The organism is Halobacterium wangiae, assembly GCF_021249345.1.
Lineage (GTDB): Archaea > Halobacteriota > Halobacteria > Halobacteriales > Halobacteriaceae > Halobacterium > Halobacterium wangiae.
The window spans coordinates 868,698-886,293 of the sequence record NZ_CP089588.1; the positions used below are offsets into that span (position 1 = coordinate 868,698).

The 17,596-nt window shown below is 68.7% G+C and carries 23 protein-coding genes and 1 tRNA gene; 14 read left to right on the forward strand and 10 right to left on the reverse strand.

What is annotated here, in order from left to right; all coding sequences use genetic code 11:
- The first annotated feature begins 15 nt into the window (after positions 1-15).
- The 6 genes from LT965_RS04725 (at position 16) to LT965_RS04750 (ending at position 4,052) form a co-directional block, all read left to right on the forward strand.
- On the forward strand, positions 16-867 hold the full coding sequence (locus LT965_RS04725) for a helix-turn-helix domain-containing protein (RefSeq protein ID WP_232702867.1): 852 nt from the start codon (positions 16-18) through the stop codon (positions 865-867).
- 34 nt (positions 868-901) lie between these two features.
- Positions 902-1,444 carry a peptidylprolyl isomerase gene (locus tag LT965_RS04730; protein WP_232702868.1) on the forward strand — a complete coding sequence of 181 codons (543 nt, stop codon included), beginning with the start codon at positions 902-904 and terminating at the stop codon, positions 1,442-1,444.
- Positions 1,445-1,592: 148 nt separating this feature from the next.
- Positions 1,593-3,344 carry a cytochrome c oxidase subunit I gene (ctaD, locus tag LT965_RS04735; protein WP_232702869.1) on the forward strand — a complete coding sequence of 584 codons (1,752 nt, stop codon included), beginning with the start codon at positions 1,593-1,595 and terminating at the stop codon, positions 3,342-3,344.
- Between the two features lie 54 nt (positions 3,345-3,398).
- Positions 3,399-3,740: a ferredoxin gene (locus LT965_RS04740; protein ID WP_232702870.1), complete on the forward strand. Its 342-nt coding sequence runs from the start codon at positions 3,399-3,401 to the stop codon at positions 3,738-3,740.
- A 1-nt stretch (position 3,741) separates the two neighbouring features.
- Positions 3,742-3,924, forward strand: a complete 183-nt coding sequence (locus tag LT965_RS04745) for a hypothetical protein (RefSeq protein ID WP_232702871.1) — start codon at positions 3,742-3,744, stop codon at positions 3,922-3,924.
- Positions 3,925-3,969: 45 nt separating this feature from the next.
- Positions 3,970-4,052, forward strand: a tRNA-Leu gene (locus LT965_RS04750).
- Positions 4,053-4,396: 344 nt separating this feature from the next.
- On the opposite strand, the gene LT965_RS04755 is transcribed toward LT965_RS04750, so the two are convergent.
- The gene (locus tag LT965_RS04755) at positions 4,397-6,436 is read right to left on the reverse strand and encodes a PQQ-dependent sugar dehydrogenase (protein ID WP_232702872.1); all 2,040 of its coding nucleotides are present in this window, start codon (positions 6,434-6,436) and stop codon (positions 4,397-4,399) included.
- Positions 6,437-6,748: 312 nt separating this feature from the next.
- Between LT965_RS04755 and LT965_RS04760 the strand changes: the two genes are divergently transcribed.
- Positions 6,749-8,002, forward strand: a complete 1,254-nt coding sequence (locus tag LT965_RS04760; RefSeq protein WP_232702873.1) for a hypothetical protein — start codon at positions 6,749-6,751, stop codon at positions 8,000-8,002.
- Positions 8,003-8,014: 12 nt separating this feature from the next.
- Here LT965_RS04760 and LT965_RS04765 read toward each other — a convergent pair whose 3' ends face one another.
- Genes LT965_RS04765 through LT965_RS04775 form a run of 3 tightly spaced genes read right to left on the reverse strand, consistent with a single transcriptional unit; the run spans position 8,015 to position 9,041 of the window.
- On the reverse strand, positions 8,015-8,254 hold the full coding sequence (locus tag LT965_RS04765) for a DUF8119 family protein (RefSeq protein ID WP_232702874.1): 240 nt from the start codon (positions 8,252-8,254) through the stop codon (positions 8,015-8,017).
- A gap of 50 nt (positions 8,255-8,304) precedes the next feature.
- Complete coding sequence (locus LT965_RS04770) at positions 8,305-8,661, reverse strand: fluoride efflux transporter FluC (RefSeq protein ID WP_232702875.1); 357 nt, start codon at positions 8,659-8,661, stop codon at positions 8,305-8,307.
- Positions 8,661-9,041 (reverse strand): CrcB family protein, encoded by a 381-nt coding sequence (locus LT965_RS04775; RefSeq protein ID WP_232702876.1) that lies wholly within the window; start codon positions 9,039-9,041, stop codon positions 8,661-8,663. The genes LT965_RS04770 and LT965_RS04775 overlap by 1 nt, the downstream gene beginning before the upstream one ends.
- A 105-nt stretch (positions 9,042-9,146) precedes the next feature.
- Here LT965_RS04775 and LT965_RS04780 point away from each other — a divergent pair, with 105 nt between their 5' ends.
- On the forward strand, positions 9,147-9,632 hold the full coding sequence (locus LT965_RS04780; protein WP_232702877.1) for a DUF5813 family protein: 486 nt from the start codon (positions 9,147-9,149) through the stop codon (positions 9,630-9,632).
- Positions 9,633-9,668: 36 nt separating this feature from the next.
- Here LT965_RS04780 and LT965_RS04785 read toward each other — a convergent pair whose 3' ends face one another.
- Together LT965_RS04785 and LT965_RS04790 are read right to left on the reverse strand one after the other, a co-directional pair.
- Positions 9,669-9,899 carry an Lrp/AsnC family transcriptional regulator gene (locus LT965_RS04785; protein ID WP_232702878.1) on the reverse strand — a complete coding sequence of 77 codons (231 nt, stop codon included), beginning with the start codon at positions 9,897-9,899 and terminating at the stop codon, positions 9,669-9,671.
- Entirely contained in the window at positions 9,900-10,577 is a 678-nt protein-coding gene (locus tag LT965_RS04790) for a potassium channel family protein (protein ID WP_232702879.1), read from the reverse strand. It abuts the gene before it with no gap.
- 88 nt (positions 10,578-10,665) lie between these two features.
- On the opposite strand from LT965_RS04790, the gene LT965_RS04795 reads away from it, so the two are divergent.
- Positions 10,666-10,902, forward strand: a complete 237-nt coding sequence (locus LT965_RS04795) for an Lrp/AsnC family transcriptional regulator (RefSeq protein ID WP_232702880.1) — start codon at positions 10,666-10,668, stop codon at positions 10,900-10,902.
- Between the two features lie 63 nt (positions 10,903-10,965).
- On the opposite strand, the gene LT965_RS04800 is transcribed toward LT965_RS04795, so the two are convergent.
- Both LT965_RS04800 and LT965_RS04805 read right to left on the reverse strand, forming a co-directional pair.
- The gene (locus tag LT965_RS04800; protein ID WP_232702881.1) at positions 10,966-11,400 is read right to left on the reverse strand and encodes a hypothetical protein; all 435 of its coding nucleotides are present in this window, start codon (positions 11,398-11,400) and stop codon (positions 10,966-10,968) included.
- A 66-nt stretch (positions 11,401-11,466) separates the two neighbouring features.
- Complete coding sequence (locus LT965_RS04805; protein ID WP_232702882.1) at positions 11,467-12,531, reverse strand: thiamine pyrophosphate-dependent enzyme; 1,065 nt, start codon at positions 12,529-12,531, stop codon at positions 11,467-11,469.
- A gap of 65 nt (positions 12,532-12,596) precedes the next feature.
- On the opposite strand from LT965_RS04805, the gene LT965_RS04810 reads away from it, so the two are divergent.
- Positions 12,597-12,911 (forward strand): DUF7991 family protein, encoded by a 315-nt coding sequence (locus LT965_RS04810; RefSeq protein WP_232702883.1) that lies wholly within the window; start codon positions 12,597-12,599, stop codon positions 12,909-12,911.
- On the opposite strand, the gene LT965_RS04815 is transcribed toward LT965_RS04810, so the two are convergent.
- Entirely contained in the window at positions 12,900-13,265 is a 366-nt protein-coding gene (locus LT965_RS04815; protein WP_232702884.1) for a hypothetical protein, read from the reverse strand. The two genes, LT965_RS04810 and LT965_RS04815, sit on opposite strands and share 12 nt — an antisense overlap.
- Entirely contained in the window at positions 13,258-13,848 is a 591-nt protein-coding gene (gene tmk, locus LT965_RS04820; protein WP_232702885.1) for a dTMP kinase, read from the reverse strand. The genes LT965_RS04815 and tmk overlap by 8 nt, the downstream gene beginning before the upstream one ends.
- 106 nt (positions 13,849-13,954) lie before the next feature.
- Here tmk and LT965_RS04825 point away from each other — a divergent pair, with 106 nt between their 5' ends.
- From LT965_RS04825 to cofC, 4 genes are all read left to right on the forward strand, one after another.
- On the forward strand, positions 13,955-14,842 hold the full coding sequence (locus LT965_RS04825; RefSeq protein WP_232702886.1) for a complex I NDUFA9 subunit family protein: 888 nt from the start codon (positions 13,955-13,957) through the stop codon (positions 14,840-14,842).
- Positions 14,843-15,034: 192 nt separating this feature from the next.
- A complete protein-coding gene (locus LT965_RS04830) occupies positions 15,035-16,213 on the forward strand; it encodes a tubulin/FtsZ family protein (RefSeq protein WP_232702887.1) in 1,179 nt (392 codons plus the stop codon).
- Positions 16,191-16,970: a hypothetical protein gene (locus LT965_RS04835; RefSeq protein ID WP_232702888.1), complete on the forward strand. Its 780-nt coding sequence runs from the start codon at positions 16,191-16,193 to the stop codon at positions 16,968-16,970. Before LT965_RS04830 ends, LT965_RS04835 begins: the two co-directional genes overlap by 23 nt.
- A gap of 2 nt (positions 16,971-16,972) precedes the next feature.
- A complete protein-coding gene (gene cofC / locus LT965_RS04840) occupies positions 16,973-17,590 on the forward strand; it encodes a 2-phospho-L-lactate guanylyltransferase (protein ID WP_232702889.1) in 618 nt (205 codons plus the stop codon).
- Positions 17,591-17,596: the final 6 nt, after the last annotated feature.

Sequence of the window (17,596 nt, forward strand, 5' to 3'; positions counted from 1 at the left end):
GGCGAATCGGAGCGCATGAGCGACGGCGACGGGTTCGACGTGCTGGCCGACGAGACCCGCGCCGGCATCGTCCGTGCGCTCGCGGTGGCGCGCCGCGACGACCCGCGGAACCCACACCGCTCGTTCTCCGAACTGCAGGACGACGTGGGGGCGACGGACTCCGGCCGGTTCAACTACCACCTCGGGAAGGTCAGGGGGCACTTCGTGACGCAGACAGAGGACGGCTACACGCTGTCGGCGGTCGGGCAGCGAGCAGCGGGCGCCATCCTCTCGGGGTCCTTCGACGACCCGCCGGAACACGACCCCGTGGACCTCGACGAGGACTGCGGCCGCTGTGGCGAGCCAGTAACGGCGCAGTACGAGGACGGACTGCTCCTGGTGGGCTGTGAGAACGACCACAGGTTCGGGGACTCCCTGCCGCCCGCGACCATCGAGGAGAACACCCTCAGAGAGTCCATCGACGTCCTCGACGCGAAGATGCGCGGCGACGTCGAGCTGGCACGCCGGGGCGCCTGTCCGACGTGCTTCGGCCCGGTCGCGTGGTCGTTCCACCGGGACCTCGACCCCGAGGCCCCGGTCGAGCAGATCTACACCGCCGAGTGCCAGCAGTGCGGCCAGCAACTCGGCGTCCCACCGGGGTTAGTCGTCCACGACCACCCGGCGCTCGTCGCCGCCTACCGGGACGCCGGCGTGGACCTCCGCGAGCAACTCCTCTGGACCGTCGACTGCTGTCTCCCCGGGGCGTCGGAACTCGTCTCCGAGGACCCCGTCCGGGTCGCCATCGACGCCGGCCCGCACGGCGACCAGCGGTTCGTCCTCGACGCCACCGCCGACGTCGTGACGGCACCGAACGACGCGAGTAGGTAGCGTTATCCGCCCGGCGGTCGACCGTTCGGACTGTATGACTATCCAGGCGACGCTCCACACGAGCGAAGGCGACATCGAGGTCGAACTGTACGACGACCGGGCCCCGCGGACGGTCGAGAACTTCGTCAACCTGGCGAAACACGACCCCGCGGCCAGCGACGACCCGGCCCCCGACACGCCCACGTGGGAGGACCCCGAGAGCGGCGAGGTCCGGGGCGACGCGCTGTACAACGACGTCAAGTTCCACCGCGTCATCGAGGGGTTCATGATCCAGGGTGGCGACCCGACGGAGACCGGTCGCGGCGGCCCCGGCTACCAGTTCGACGACGAGTTCCACGACGACCTCCGCCACGACGGCCCCGGCGTGCTCTCGATGGCGAACTCCGGCCCGGACACGAACGGCTCGCAGTTCTTCGTCACGCTGGACGCCCAGCCACACCTCGACGGCCGCCACGCGGTCTTCGGGAAGGTCACCGACGGCATGGACGTCGTCGAGGCCATCGGCACCGTCGAGACCGGCCCGAACGACCAGCCCCAGCGCGACGTCGTCCTCGAGTCCGTCGAAGTCCACGAGTAACGCGACGCTCAGAGCCCTGCGGCGCGGCGTTCTTCTTCGTCACCCAGTCGGGTAGCGACCAGTCGGTCGGCGCTCCACGGGAGCGATTCACTCACTACCGAACATGTCCGCGACAACCACCAACTGGTCGCTCCCGAAACCGGACGACATGGCTGTCGGATCGGGACAACTCGCACTCACAGTGACGACCGGACTGCTGTTGTTCGTCGTCGCGTGGACGCTCACCAGCGTGGAGAACTGGCGCTCGTACACGCCCTCCGGCGGAGGGTTCGGTACCGGCGACGACGTCGACCACCGGGAGAAACCGGGCGGCGTCGTGCGCTGGCTCACCACCGTCGACCACAAGGACGTCGGCATGCTGTACGGCACGTTCGCGCTCCTCTCGTTCGTCTGGGGCGGCGTCGCAGTCCTGCTGTTGCGCACCGAACTGCTCACGCCCCCCATCGACGTCCTCGACGCGGCGACGTACAACGCGTTGCTGACCAGTCACGGCGTCACGATGCTGTTCCTCTTCGGGACGCCCATCCTCGCGGCGGTGGCGAACTACTTCATCCCGCTGCTCATCGGCGCCGACGACATGGCGTTCCCGCGCATCAACGCCATCGCGTTCTGGCTGCTCCCGCCGGGTGCGCTGCTCGTCTGGGGCGGGTTCTTCCTCGAACCGCTGGGGCTGGCCGAGGGCGCCCAGACCGCCTGGACGCTCTACCCGCCGCTGTCGGTCCAGCAGACCAACCCGGGCGTCGACCTGCTGTTGCTCGGCCTCCACCTCACGGGCGTCTCCGCGACGATGGGCGCCATCAACTTCGTCGCCACCATCTTCACCGAGCGCGGCGACGACGTCGACTGGGCCACCCTCGACATCTTCTCGTGGACCGTCCTCGTGCAGTCCGGCCAGATCCTGTTCGCGTTCCCGCTGCTCGGCAGCGTGCTCATCATGTTGCTGCTCGACCGGAACTTCGGCACCACGTTCTTCGCTGTCGGGGGTGGCGACCCCATCCTTTTCCAGCACCTCTTCTGGTTCTTCGGCCACCCCGAGGTGTACATCCTCGTCCTCCCGCCGATGGGACTCGTCTCCTACATCCTGCCGAAGTTCACGGGCCGGAAGCTGTTCGGCTTCAAGTTCGTCGTCTACTCGACGCTCGCGCTCGGCGTCCTCTCGTTCGGCGTGTGGGCCCACCACATGTTCGCCACCGGCATCGACCCACGTCTCCGTGCCTCGTTCATGGCCGTCTCCATCGCCATCGCGATCCCCTCCGCGGTGAAGGTGTTCAACTGGATCACGACCATGTGGAACGGGGACCTCCGGCTCACCGTCCCGATGCTGTTCTGCATCGGGTTCATCCAGAACTTCATCATCGGCGGCGTCACCGGCGTCTTCGAGGCCGCCATCCCCGTCGACCTCATCCTCCACGACACGTACCACGTCGTCGCGCACTTCCACTACGTCATCATGGGCGGCATCGTCTTCGCCGTCTTCGCGGGCATCTACTACTGGTTCCCGCTGTACACCGGTCGCTGGTACCAGCGACGACTCGCCCACGCCCACTTCTGGCTCTCGATGGTCGGCACCAACCTCACGTTCTTCCCGATGATACTGCTCGGCTACGGCGGGATGCCGCGTCGCTACGCGAACTACAGCCTCGAGGTCGGGCCGGTGTCGTACTTCACCGACCTCCACCAGCTCGCGACGCTCGGCGCGTTCGTCCTCGCGGTCGGCCAGCTCGTCTTCGTCTGGAACGTCGTCGTCTCCTGGCGCGAGGGGAAGCGCGTCGAGAGCGACGACCCTTGGGACCTCGCCGTCCACGGCCAGCGGACGAAAGAGTGGGTGTGGTTCGAGCGCGACCGCCGCCCCGTCGTCGCGGACGGCGGCGACGACGCCGACGGCGAGGCGGCGGACTGACCGCCAGTCGCGGGGACCGAAAGCCGAAAGACCGGCGACCCCCAACCCCCGCCAATGAGCGACGCCGACACCGCCGTCGACCCCAGCGACATCGGGGAGGCGGACGCGCCGCCCGTCGAGGAGAAGCCGTACAAGCTCGTCTACGAGGCCAACAAGTGCTTCGGCGCGGGCAAGTGCGCCGAGGTCTCCGCGAACTGGGAGATGGACATCTCGACGGGCGTCGCGAAGCCGAAGACCTACTTCTTCGACGAGGACGAACTCGACCACAACGTCGCCGCCGCCGAGGCCTGCCCCGCGAAGAAGGGCGACGGCGTCATCCACGTCGTCGACCGCCGCACCGACGAGGAGATCGCGCCCGACCCCGACGGCGACGGCACCCTCTCCGTCGACTGGTAGCGTGCGCCCCCTCTACCGCTTCCTCCTCGCGACGAGCGTCGTCTACCCCGTCGCACTCGTCGCCGGCGCCGTCGCGTTCGGCCTCGACTGGACGCTCGCCAACCGCCTCCCCCTGCTCGCCGCGAGTTTCGGCGTCGGCGCCGCCGTCCTCACGCAGGCCGCCGTCCGTCGACAGTTCGCCTGAGCACGCACCGTAACCGACTTCTCCCCCCGGACCCCACGAACGGACGCGAGGGTGGCCGAGCGGCCAAAGGCGGCGGGCTTAAGACCCGCTCCCGTAGGGGTTCGTGGGTTCGAATCCCACTCCTCGCATCTGCGACGAACGAACGTGAGGAGCGATGCGTGGGGGATTCGAAGCACGGCAGACGCAGCGCGAACGGAGTGAGCGACCGTCTGCAGGCGGTTCGAATCCCACTCCTCGCATCGGACCTTTTACGCTGCGCTCGGCGGCTCCGCCGCCTCGCTCGGTAAAAGCTACGCTAAAAGCACTCCTCGCTCCTGCCGCTCGCTACGCTCGCGCAGTGAATCGCGGCGTCCTCGTTCGCCTTCGGCTCACGAGGGACAAGCAGACCTCCGGTCTGCTCAGTCTCGGGCTCTTCGACCCGCTTCCGTCGCCAGCGAACGGGGTCGGCGGCAGCAGGGCCAACACTCTCCGCTCAGGCCGACCCGTCGCCCTCCTCTGGGGGAACGATTTCGAGGACCGCGCCGGTGTCGCCTTCGGGGACGCCGCGCTGGTTGGCGAGGACGTACACCTCGCCGTTCGGCCCCTGGCCGAACATGCGGACGAAGTAGTCGAAACCGCCCTGGACGACGAGTTCCTCCATCTCCCAGAGCTGGTCCAGGGGGACGTCTCCGGCGGTGCCGTCCGCCGCCTCGGTCGTCGTAGTCGTCCCCTCCGTCGTGGTGGTGGTCGTCGTATTGTCCGCCGTCGTGGTAGTGGTCGTCGCGTTGTCCGTCGTCGTAGTCGTCCCGTTGTCCGTCGTCGTGGTGGTTGCGCCGTCGCCCTGCCCGAAGTCGCCGCGAGGAGTCGCCGCGAGGATGCGGCCGGCTGGCTCCTCGCGGGCCGGGTCGGTCGTCCAGGCGCCGAAGACGTACTTTCCCTGGAGGTCCGGGACCGCGTCGGCCTCGTAGCGGTGGCCACCGACGACCGTGATACCGACACTCTCGCCCTGGTACGTGTGGGGGAACTCGACCACTGGGTCGACGAGTGGGCTGCCATCGTACGGTGCCTGATTCGGCTCGTTCGCCGGACAGTCCGTTATCGCGGCGGGGTCGCTCGGGCTCTCAGTGCTGAAGCAGTGCGTGCCCTCCTTGACGTTCCAGCCGTAGTTCCCGCCGCGTTCGACGACGTTCACCTCCTCGAAGAGGTTCTGGCCCGCGTCGGCGACGAACAGGTTCCCCTCGCTGTCGAAGGAGATGCCGTACGGGTTCCGGAACCCGTACGCGTAGATCTCGTCGCGGGCGTCCGTCCCGACGAACGGGTTGTCCTCCGGGACGCCGTACGGCGAGTCGTCTCCCTGTGCGTCCACGTCGATTCGGAGCACGTCACCGAGGAGGTTCTCCGTGACGTCCTGGCCGTTGCCGCCCTCGTTGACGTCGTACCAGTCGTCGACGTGGCCGTACATGTTGTCGTTGGCACCGCCACCGTCGCCCATGGGGACGTACAGGTAGCCGTCCGGACCGAAGGCCATCGGGCCGGCGTCGTGGTTGTACTGGGGTTTCTGGAACTGGAGGAGGACCCGCTCGGACGACGGGTCGGCACTGCTGCCGTCCCCGGTGGTCGTGAACTCGGAGACGACCTCGACGTGGTCCCAGCCCTCCGGCGTGTCCTCGTTCGGCGGTGCACTGTAGTGGAGGTAGAACCGACCGTTGTCCGCGAAGTCAGGGTGGACGTCGATACCCAGCAGGCCGCGCTCGTCGTACTCCTGGGTCTGGCTCGCGTACGAGCCATCGAACTCGCCGAGCGTGACCATCTGGTCGGAGACGTTCACGAACGGGGTCTCTTGGCGGCCGTCGTCGGTGACGACCCACACCTCGCCGGTCTGGTCGGTGACGAACTGTCGGCCGCTCCCGTCGTCCGGCACCGCGAGATCAGTCGGCGCGGTCATCCCGTCCGCGACCGTCCGCAGGCCGACCTCGGTTCCCTCCGTGAAGAATCCGGCCTGGCCGGGCTCCTCGGTCGTCGTAGTCGTCGTCTGCGATTCGTCCGTGACGGAGACGCCGCCGACCATGGTGTTCGGGTGGACCTCGCAGAGGTACTCCGTCATCTCGGTGGTCGCCGTGAACGTCACCGTCTGGGTCGCCCCCTGTTCGGTGACGATGTCGGAGCGTACGAGCTGGTTCCCGTCCGCGTCGACGACGACGACGTTGTGTGGTTGTCCGTCGAGGTTCTCCCAGACGATGCTGTACTCCTGACCGTCCTGCAGTTCCAGCGTCGGGTTGTTGACGCCCTCGATGGAGGCCGGGGTCTGCCCCTGCCACCCCCCGATTTCGCCGCCGAGCCGGAACTCGGTCTGCTGGATTGCCGCGGCGGCGCCGTATCCGAGCAGGCCGAACGCGACCCCTGCACCGCCCACGCCCGCCAGGACGCTCCGCCGCGATACCGGGAGCGCCCCGTCTGCCCAGCTCTCGTCCGCCGGCTTCTGGTCGTTCGCTTCCGGTCTGTCGGCTTCCGCGTCGGTGTGGTGGTTGCGCATGGTCTACAGTCGTCGTTCAACCATCCTGTCGGTCTTTGTTATGCACAATCGCCCGACAGGTAAGCGCGACCGAGGCACGGAAACGCGATGTTACCTTCCGTGGCGACCCGACGAGGCTCGCGGCGTCGCTGTCACCCCCGGCCACAGGTACAGAGCGCAGAAACGGGAGCCGGCCCAGCCAACCAGGTCAGCTTACTACCACCCAGGCCAGACCTATCGCGAGTCCGGCGCCGCCGACCATCGAGAGGCGGACTGCGAGGCCCAATCACGGCGGACACGTATTTGTTCGCTCCCTCCATAAGAACAGTGAGAATGGCCGTCGAACTGAGACCGGCGACGGCGGTGCTCGTGCTTGTCGCCGTGCTCGCGGCCGGTTCGGTGGGGTCGATCGTGGTCGCGGAAGCCGACAGTAGCGGCGACGACGAGACGCTCCGATCCATCACCCTGGAGGGCGAGGACCGCCACCTCTGGCTGTTCACGAGTCGAGGGCGCACGTTTGACCAGCCGACGCTCTCGGTCAACGTGCTCGTCTACGGCGACCCCGAGGACGTCCGGCGACGGCTCGTCGAGTCCAACCGCGGGAACTGGAACGAGACCGGCGCCGGGGAACAGGAGGTCGCCGTCGACGAGAGCGCCTCGGCGCTCAACTCGACCTCCGTCGAGTGGCAGGTCGCCGACGGTGCCGACCGGTACGTCTACCTCTCCGACGTCGAGGGCGGGGCGTGGCTCTCCGAGGACTACCAGATCCACGACGGGTCCTACCTGGGGAGCCGCCACCACGTCCGGGCGTACACGCCACCCGGTGACGACGCGTCGTGGACGGCGATGCAGGCCCACCACGAGCACTGGGACTGGTTCATGGGGCAGCACATCGTCACGAGCGTCGGCGATTCCCAGTCGTACCTCGAACGGGAGTTCGTCGACAACCGCGACGGGCCAGCGATCACCAGAGTGCCGACGAGCAGCGGGGACCACCCGGGCTTCGACCGGTGGCTGACCGTCGTCGACTTCCGGAACGAGGGCGTCCAGTCCGCCGCCGTCCTCGCCGTCGTGCTCCTCGGGGCGTTCCGGACTCGCGTCGCCGACGCCGGGGCCGCGCTGGCGGACCAGTACCCGGAGGCGGACGCTCGCGCGTTCGTGCTCGCCGCCGGAGTCGGCGCGCTGTTCGTGTCGGTTCGCCTGGCTGGAATCGCGCTCGAGCGGTCGCTCGACCTCCCGCCGAAGGGGTTCGCGTTCCTCCTCTACCCCGTGCTGTTCGTCGGACTCCCCGTCACCGCGTACCTGCTCGCAGGGCCACTCGACCGCGCCAGGGCCTTCGGTGGCGCGTCTCTCGGGTTCATCGCCGCCGTCCTCGTGGACTACACGTACCTCGGCGTCGCGAACATCCCCCTGGACGTGCTCGTCCACCGCGGGGCGCTGGCGGTCGCACTGGGCCTGGTCGCCGTCGGTGGGTCGCGGGGCGAGCGCCGCGACCCCGAACACGCCGACCACGTCCGCTCCGGGGTGTTGCTGTGGCTGGTCGCGACGGTGCTCCCACTGCTACGGCACACGCCGTTGCCCGTGTAGCCAGCCCGGGAGTCAGGGTGGGCTGCGGTACGGCCGCTCCCAGCCGGGCGTGACTTTGCCGTAGACGGCGATGCCGGCGAACAGGACCAGGTAGTGGAGCCACTGGGGGAGCGTCAGCCAGCGGAACAGCGCCGCCGAGACGACGAGCCACGTCAGCAACACCGCGGCGTCGACGACCAGCTGGTCGCGGTTGTGCCGGAGGAACGCGAGCAGGCGCCCCGTCCTGGACTCGACGGTGGGTCGGTCGGTCACTGGCGGGGGGTAGACACCACAGCGGCATAACCGGAGCGGCGCTGGGCCGCTCACCCGACCAGCAGCCAGGCCGCTCCGACGGCAGCGCCGGCGCCGACCAGGTTCCCGAGCGCGTGGAACGCCGCCGCGCCCCACCGCTCGTTTTCCGCGAGACCGACGACGTCGACGCTGAACGAGGAGAAGGTGGTGAACGCGCCGCAGGCGCCCGTGCCGACGAGCAGGAGGACGTCGTCGCTGGCGCCCGCGAACGTGACGGCGGCGAGGACGAACGTACCGACGACGTTCACGACGAGCGTGCTCGCCGGGTAGCCCTCGACCCGGACGGCCTCGCCGACGGCGTGGCGGAGGACGGCGCCAACCGCACCCCCGACGCCGACGAGGAATGCGGGTGGCAGCGGGAGGGGCATCACGCCCCACCCCCGTAGCGGACCGCCAGCGAGCGCCCGACGAGGACGCCGAGGAAGCCCAGTCCGTAGTTCGCGGCGACGTTCGCGACCATCAGCGGGGGAGCGACGCCAGCGGTCTGGACGGCGAACGTGCTGTACGTCGTCAGCGAGGAGAGCACGCCCGTGGCGAGCAGGGTCCGGGACGACTCCGAGAGCACGCTGCGGCCGACGGCCTCGTAGACGAGGAAGCCGAGCGCGAGGCTCCCGGCGGCGTTCACGGCGAGCGTGCCGGGGAGGCCGGGGGCGAGCAACGCGACGGCGTACCGGAGGGTCGCGCCGGCGAACCCGCCGGCACCGACAAGCGCCAGCGTCCCTAGCGTCCCGGGTGAGTGTCTCGACATCTGGGCCTCGAGTTGCTCCGAGGTGGTCCGCGCCGGTACGTATAGCCAGCGGTCCCGCGGCCCCGAGCGCAACGCCCAACTGCCCGCACTCCCTCTCGAACGGTAATGAGCGACATCGAGGCCGAGTTCGTCGACCACGGGCTGTACCGACGCGTAGACGCGCAGGACGACGCGGAGGGCGCCGTCTTCGAACCGACGTCGAACGACTGGAGCGCGCGCACGGTCGTCGGGGACGAGACGGTCGAGGTCGCGGTGACGGTGCCGACGCTGTCGGCCGTCGTCGACGAACCCGTCGCGGACGTCGTCGAGGACGGCTGGTACGACACGTTCGAGCGTCGCGTCGTGGACGCCGACAGCGTCACGCTCGCCGACGACGTGACCGTCACGAGCGTCTCGCGGGCGGACGGCGACGTGGTCGTCGAACTGACGCTGACGCCCCGGCAGGGGAAGGCTGCCGACGACGCGCTCGCACTCGTGAACTACGTCGAGGGGACGTGGTTCCAGGGCGTCATCCCGGGCTACGACTACGTAGAGCAGGTCCAGTCGATGCGCGAGCGGGCCGCCCAGAACGGGCAAGGAAGCAGTATCTGAGTCGGGAGAAGGGAGAGAGCGGGACCGATTCAGGAGTCAGCTCATCGAGATGTACGTCTCGGTGTCCTCGACGCCGGGCGTGTTCTGGATGGCGTCGGCGGCGATCTCCTTCACGTCGGCCGGCGAGTCGACATCCACTCTCGCGATGAGGTCGACGTCGCCGGCGACGAGGTGGGCGTCGACGACCCCGTCAATGCCGGCCACTGCGTGGAGCAGGCGGTCGGCCTCCCCCGTGTTGGCCTTCACGAGGATGTAGGCGGTGACCATCTACTGACCCCCCGCGACGGCCTCGGTACCGACGAGTATCTGGCGGACGTCCTCGAGCGCCTCGAACTCCGCGAGCACGGCGATGCGGGACCCGACTTCGAGCGTCTCGTCGGGGAACGGGAGCCCCAGTGAGCCGTCCTCCTTCCCGAAAGCGAGCAGGCGGGCGCCGGCGGGGAGTTCGAGTTCGCTGAGCGTGTAGCCGTGCATCGGCGCGTCCCGGGTGACGGTGAACTGGACGATCTGGAGGTTCTCGGCGAGGTCGGCGATGGCGGTGACGTTGCCGCCGAGGAGCGCGTTCTTCGCGCCGATGGCGCCGAGGCGCTCCGGGTAGACGATCTCGTCGACCTCGTCGGCGTACTTCTGGTAGATCTCCTCGCGGTAGTCCTCGTCGATGCGCATGACGGTCCGGCAGCCGTGGTACTTGCCGACCATGCAGCCCACGAAGTTCGTGTTGAGGTCGCCGGCGAGCGCGCCGAGTGCGTCGGCCGTGTCGAGGTCGGCCTGCATCAGTACCTCCTCGTTGGAGCCGTCGCCCTCGATGACGTCGAAGTCCTGCTTCCGTGCGCGTTCGGCCTTGTCGTAGTCGCGCTCGACGAGCGTCACGTCGTGTCCCTCGTTGGCGGTGATGCGGGCAGTGCGGAGGCCGACCCGCCCCGCGCCGATGATGACGATGCGCATACCCCTCGTAGGACGTGACACGCCAAATAGGTTTGCGCCGCGTTACCACGTGGCAACGTTTTTCGTGTGGGGCGTCCAACGTGACGCCATGGTTCACGCGTTCATCATGGTGCGAACCGGCGCGGGCGCGGCCAGCGACGTCCGCGACTCGGTGGCGGAACTGGAGGGCGTCGAGGCCGCCCACGTCGTCGCCGGACAGTACGACATCATCGCGGAGGTCGGCGGCGGCGAGGTCCACGACGTGCTGGAGACGGTGTCGAGTCGCATCGGCACCGTCGACGGCGTCACGGACACGCGGACGTACATCTCGCTGTCGGCCGCGTGAGGACGGGCGCAACCCCGGCGGTTCGACGCGATTCTCGGCGTCCTCGGCACGCCCCGAGCGCCATCAGCGGCCGACCGAGTCCTGGAACACGGCACGAACCACGCCACCGAGTCCACCGAGTACCGCCGCCACCACCAGCAGGAAGACGAGCGCCACCCCGAGCGCCGTCGGGGTCAGCTGACTGAACCCGACCAACGACTGATCCAGCCCGGGAACGAGACCTACGCCGGGGATTGCGGCCAGGAACGGACCCAGAATCAAGAGGAAGACAGCGCCAAGCAGTAGGACAGGGGCGATGGCGGCGCCCCGTTTCAGCCCCGTCTGCCACCGGTCGGTACCCGACGCGGCGACTGCGCCACCGACGAGCGGCGACGCGAGTTCGAACACCGCCAACCAGAGCGGTGTCCGGTACGCCATGGAGGCGGCGACGGTGTTCGCCACGAACAGCAGTCCGAAGGCGACGAGGCCACCGCGCACGCCGCGTTGCCACGGGGTCATCACGACTCCGTCGGAGCCCCACCGACCTGTCTCGTTCGGTTCTCCTCGACTGGTCCTCGGACCGCCCTAGAACTCCTGTTCCTGCGGGTCGTGGTCCTCGAGCCACTCGTGGAGCCACGCTCGCTGGTCGTCGATGCGGGGCGTGCGCTCGGCGTAGACGTAGTCGAACAGTTCGTCGACGTCCGGTTCCCCGACCGCCTCGGCAGTGTCGACGGCGTCGTCGAGTTCCGCCTTCGCGTCCTCCCGGCACTCGGCGACGAACTCGTCGTCGACGACGCCCTGCTCGCGGAGGTACGTCTCGAAGCGCTCGACGGGGTCGGCGGTCCGCCACTCGGGGAGGTCCTCGTCCTCCGGGCGGTAGCGGTCCGGATCGTCGCTCGTCGTGTGGGCGCCCTGCCGGTAGGTGAGACTCTCAACGAGCACGGGGTCGCCGTCCCGCGCCGAGTCGAGCGCGTCGGCGACCGTCTCGTAGACCGCGACGGGGTCGTTGCCGTCGACCTGCACGCCCTCGAAGCCGTAGGCCTCGGCCTTCACGGCGATGGACTCGCTGGCGGTCTGCCGCTCGCGGGGGAGCGAGATGGCCCAGTTGTTGTTCTCGCAGAGGAAGACGACGGGCGCGTCGAAGACGCCGGCGAAGTTCATCCCGACGTGGAAGTCGCCCTCGCTGGTCGCGCCGTCGCCGAGGTAGCAGACGGCAGCGTCTGTGACCTCGGTGTCGTCGCGAGTCGCCTCGTAGTTCATCGCCATCCCCGCGCCCGCCGCGTGGGGAATCTGGGACGCGATGGGGATGGCCTGGGGGAAGTTCGGCACGTCGTGGTCGGAGTGGTACTCCGCGTGGCCACGCCGGAACAACAGGATGTCACTGGCGGGGACGTCGCGGGCCAGCTGCATCGCGTTCGAGCGGTAGGTGGGGAACAGCCAGTCGTCGTCGGCCATCGCGTGGGCGGCGCCGACCTGCGACCCCTCCTGGCCCTTGTACGGCGGCCAGCCGCTCATCCAGCCGCGGCGCTGGAGCGCCAGCGCGCGCTCGTCGAAGTGCCGTGCGCGAATCATGTCTCGGAAGACGGCGCGCGCCCCGTCCTCGTCCAGCGCGGTCTCCGAGAGGTCCGTTTCCCCGATGACGCGGTGCATATCTCCCGGAACTGGGGCCAGTCACTTACCGATAGCGAAAAGCCACCCGAGTTCGAAGCCGGGGTATGGTCTCGGCCGTCACCGCCGCGGGCGTCGGCGTCATCGTCCTCGTCCACACAGCCATCGCCGCCTTCTGTGCGCGGTTCTTCCGCATCACGCTGAAGACGCGGTGGGGGTCGATCCTCTACACGGCGCTGCTCGTCCCGCTGATCTACGCCGTCACGACGCTCGTGCTGGGTGCGATAGGGCTGGGCGCGGGCGCCTTCGACTCCGCGGGCCAGTTGATCGTCTTCACGTGGGCGTTCCCCTTCTTCCTCGGGTGGTCCATCGACCTGTTCTGGCTGCCGCCGCCCGAGCAACTCGAGGAGCTACCGGAGTAACCGGACGACGAGGAGCGCGCTCAGCGTCGGGAACGCGGTCACCCACCCGAACCCGAGCAGCGCCGCGACCACTTCGAGAACGTACGGAATCCCTAACAGACCGAACGTGGCGCCGGCGACGAGCGACCCACCCACCGTGCGAGCGGCCGTGACGGCCGTCGCGTCGACGGTCAACGCGAGCACGGCGTCCACCAGGTCGAACGCGACGAGCGCGGCAGTCACGAGTCGAGCGGAGACGCGGCGCCGCCGGCCGTCGCCGCCGCCCGGCCACAGGACGCGGAAGTCCTCCGGGAACAGCGGCGGGAGGCGGATCGGTGGGAGCGAGAGCGAGAAGCCGTCCTCGTCGTCAGGCATCGCTGAGCACGCGGTCGAGCACGCTCTCGGCGTCGTCGAGGACCGCCTCCGGGGACTGCGAGGCGTCGATGCGGACGAACCGTTCGGGAGTGTACTCGATGAGCTGCTCGTAGTTCGTGCGGACGTCGCGGAGGAACTCGGCCTGCTCGAACTTGTTCGTGGCGCCGGCGCGTGCGGCGCCCGTCTCCGGGTCGACGTCGAAGTAGAGCGTGACGTCCGGGGGCCGCGTCCACGGCTGGTGGATGCCTCGCACGTACTCCATCGGTCGGGGCACCTCGCCCTCGAGGGCGACGCCCTGGTAGGCGTACCGGGAGTCGGAGTAGCGGTCCGAGACGACGACGTCACCGCAATCGAGGGCGGGTTCGACGACGCTGGAGAGGTGGTCGGCGTGGTCGGCAGTGAAGAGGAACAGTTCCGCGAGCGGGTTCGCGTCGTCTGCCGCCTCGGAGCGGCGAACGGCCTTCCCGTACCACGAGTCGGTGGGCTCGTGCGTGAACGTGTAGCCCTCCTCGCGGTCGGCCCGCAGCGCCTCCCACACCGTGGTCTTGCCGCTGCCGTCGATGCCCTCCAGCGTGACGAGCATACGAGAGACACGGCGAGCGACGTACAAACGGCTTCGGGTTCGCTACGAACCGGGCAGCGTCGCTGCCGGGCCTAGCTTTAGGGCAGCGCCGTCCATCTGTAGGCCTATGGACGTGCTGGTCACCGGCGGAACGGGATTCATCGGGAGGCACCTGTGTCGTGAACTCGACGAGCGCGGCCACGATGTGACCGCGCTCTCGCGGCACCCGGACGGAACTGGCCTGCCAGAGAGCGTCGGGACCGCGGTCGGGGACGTCACGGCGTACGACGCGGTGGCCGAGGCGATGGAGGGCCACGACGCCGTGGTGAACCTGGTCGCACTCTCCCCGCTGTTCAAACCGAAGCAGGGCGACGAGCGGCACCTCGACGTCCACCTCGGCGGCACCAGGAACGTCGTGCAGGCGGCCGAGGAGACGGGTGCGGAGTACGTCTTCCAGATGTCCGCCCTCGGCGCCGACCCGAACGGCCCGACGGCGTACATCCGCGCGAAGGGCGCCGCCGAGTCCGTCGTCAGGGAGAGCGACCTCGAACACACTATCGTCCGGCCGTCGGTCATCTTCGGCGACGGCGGCGAGTTCGTCTCCTTCACGAAGAAGCTGACCACGCCGTACCTCACGGGGCTCCCGGGCGGCGGGAAGACCCGCTTCCAGCCCATCTGGGTCGAGGACCTCGTGCCGATGCTCGCCGACTGCGTCGACGACGAGGACCACTGGGGGGAGACGTACGAACTCGGTGGCCCCGAGGTGTTGACCCTCGCGGACGTGGCTCGACTCGCCTACCGCGCGGAGGGGAAGTCGGTGCGCGTGCTCCCGGTCCCGATGCCGCTGGCCGGCATCGGGATGCGCCTCGCCGACCCGCTGCCGTTCGTCCCGTTCGGGACCGACCAGTACCGGTCGCTGAAGTTCGACAACACGGTCCGCGAGAACGACCTGTCAGCGTTCGGTGTGACCGAGTCGGAGTTGACAACGCTGGCGGCGTACCTGCGCCGCACGTGACGAGTCAGTAGGATGAACCTACCCGGAAGCTAATTTAAAAGGAACGGGTTGACCCTACTCGTGGCCGACAACTATATATCTGTCCCGGGGTCGCTTTCCCGCGAAAAGCAACGTGTACACTAAGCGGGGGAAAACGGGCCTGCAAAAGGCTTATAGGCCCCATACTTCTCTAACTGTGCAAAGGGTTCCGTAATGAAACTGGCAATGATCGGGTTCGGTCAAGCGGGCGGGAAAATACTCGACAAGTTCCTCGAGTACGACAAGCGGCACGACTCCAACATCGTCCGTGCCGCCGTCGCCGTCAACACCGCCAAGGCCGACCTAATGGGTCTCGAACACGTTCCACAGGAGAATCGCGTCCTCATCGGACAGTCCCGCGTCAAAGGGCACGGCGTCGGGGCGGACAACGAACTCGGCGCGGAAATCGCCGAGGAAGACATCGACGAGATTCAGGGGGCTATCGACAGCATCCCCGTCCACGAGGTCGACGCGTTCCTCGTCATCTCTGGTCTCGGCGGCGGTACCGGGTCGGGTGGCTCCCCGGTCATCGCCAAACACCTCAAGCGCATCTACACCGAACCCGTCTACGGTCTCGGCGTGCTCCCCGGCCGCGACGAGGGGGGCATCTACACGCTGAACGCGGCCCGCTCGTTCCAGACGTTCGTCCGCGAGGTGGACAACCTCCTCGTCTTCGACAACGACGCGTGGCGGAAGTCCGGCGAATCGGTCCAGGGCGGCTACTCGGAGATCAACGAGGAGATCGTCACGCGCTTCGGCATCCTCTTCGGCGCGGGCGAGGTCGAACAGGGCGGTGCGGTCGCGGAGTCCGTCGTGGACTCCTCGGAGATCATCAACACGCTCGCCGGCGGCGGCGTCTCCACGGTCGGGTTCGCCTCCGAGGGCGTCGACAACGAGGGCAGCAGTAGCGGCCTGCTCTCCCGGTTCACGAGCAGCGACGACCCGGTCGAGGACTCGGCATCCACGACCAACCGCATCACGTCGCTCGTCCGGAAGGCGGCACTCGGTCAACTCACGCTCCCCTGCGAGATCGAGGGCACCGAGCGCGCGCTCCTGGTCACCGCCGGCCCGCCGAAGTACCTCAACCGGAAAGGGATAGAGCGCGGGCGGAAGTGGCTCGAGGAGCAGACCGGCTCGATGGAGGTCCGCGGCGGCGACTACCCCGTGCGGAACTCCAAGCAGGTCGCGTCGGTCGTCCTGCTGTCCGGCGTGAACAACGTCCCCCGTATCAAGGAGCTCCAGGAGGTCGCCATCGAGGCCCAGGACAACATCGACGACATCCGCGACGAAAGCGAAGAGAACTTGGAAGAACTCGTCGAAGACGACGACGATGAACTTGAGCCGCTGTTCTAAGCTCGCGGCTGCACTCGTCGTTCTCCTGCTCGCGGCTGCCGTGCCAGCGGCTGCGGTCTCCGTGAGCGGTGACAGCCCCGCGGCCGTGCAGGTCGACTCCAGCCAGGACCTCACCTACGAGTTCACCGACCTCTACACGGACTACGACCAGTGGACCCTCCGTGGAGAGACCGGACTCGACGACGTCACGTGGACGGTCACGCTGTACGACCAGACCGGCGCGCAGATCGACCGCCTGACGTACAACGGCCAGCAGTTCGAACAACCCGTCGTCGCCAACGACGACGTCAACCGCGTGACCGTGCGCCTCGAGGGCACGGTTCCGGCGGCCGAGTCGTACTCCTACGACCCGGCCCAGTCGATGACGCTCGCGTCGTTCGCACAGGTCCAGGAGGGTGGAACGTCCACGACGCTCCAGGCCTACGAGACGCGACCGTACACGACCGCCAGCGACGACGCCCGGTCCGCCATCGACGACGCGCGTGACGCCATCGACAGCGCCGCGAGTGCTGGCGCCGGCGTCTCGGACGCCGAGAGCGACTTCGAGGACGCCGTGGAGTTCTTCAACACGGGCAACTTCGAGCAGGCGACGAGCAACGCCGAGGAGGCCGAGCAGACCGCGAACAACGCGGCCTCGTCGGCCCAGCAGACGGACATGCTCCTGCTGGTCGGTGCCGGCGTCGTCGTCCTCGTGCTGGTCGCGGGCGGCGTCTACTGGTACCTCCAGCAGCGGGACACCTACGACAAACTCGGCTGACCGTGCGGGTCGTCGTCCCGTTCGACCCGACCGAGCCGAACACGCGCCTCTCCTCCGTTCTCACCCCCGAGGAGCGACGCGAGTTCGCGGACGCGATGCTCGCCGACGTCCTCAACGCCGTCCAAGCAGCCGGCGGCAGCCCCGAGTTGCTGGCGAGCGCGCCCGTCGACGTCGACGCGCCGGTGACCGTCGACGACCGGTCGCTGTCGGTCGCGGTGAACGACGCGCTCGCCGACGGCGTCCCGGCGGCGGTCGTGATGGCCGACCTCGCGCTCGTCACGCCGGGCGCGCTGGCCGACCTGTTCGACGCCGACGGCGACGTCGTCGTCGCACCTGGCAGGGGTGGCGGGACGAACGCACTGGTCGTCCGGGAGCCCGCGTTCCAGGTGGACTACCACGGCGTCTCCTACCGCGACCACGTGACGGCCGCCGAGGACGTCGGAGCGAGTGTCGCGACCGTCGACTCGTTCCGCCTCGCCGTCGACATCGACGAACGCGCCGACCTCGTGGACGTGCTAGTCCACGGCGACGGTGCGGCCGCGGCGTGGCTCCGGGACGCCGGCTTCCGGGTCGCGGTCCGTGACGGCCAGCCGGTCGCGGTCCGCGAACCCAACGACTAAGCGCGC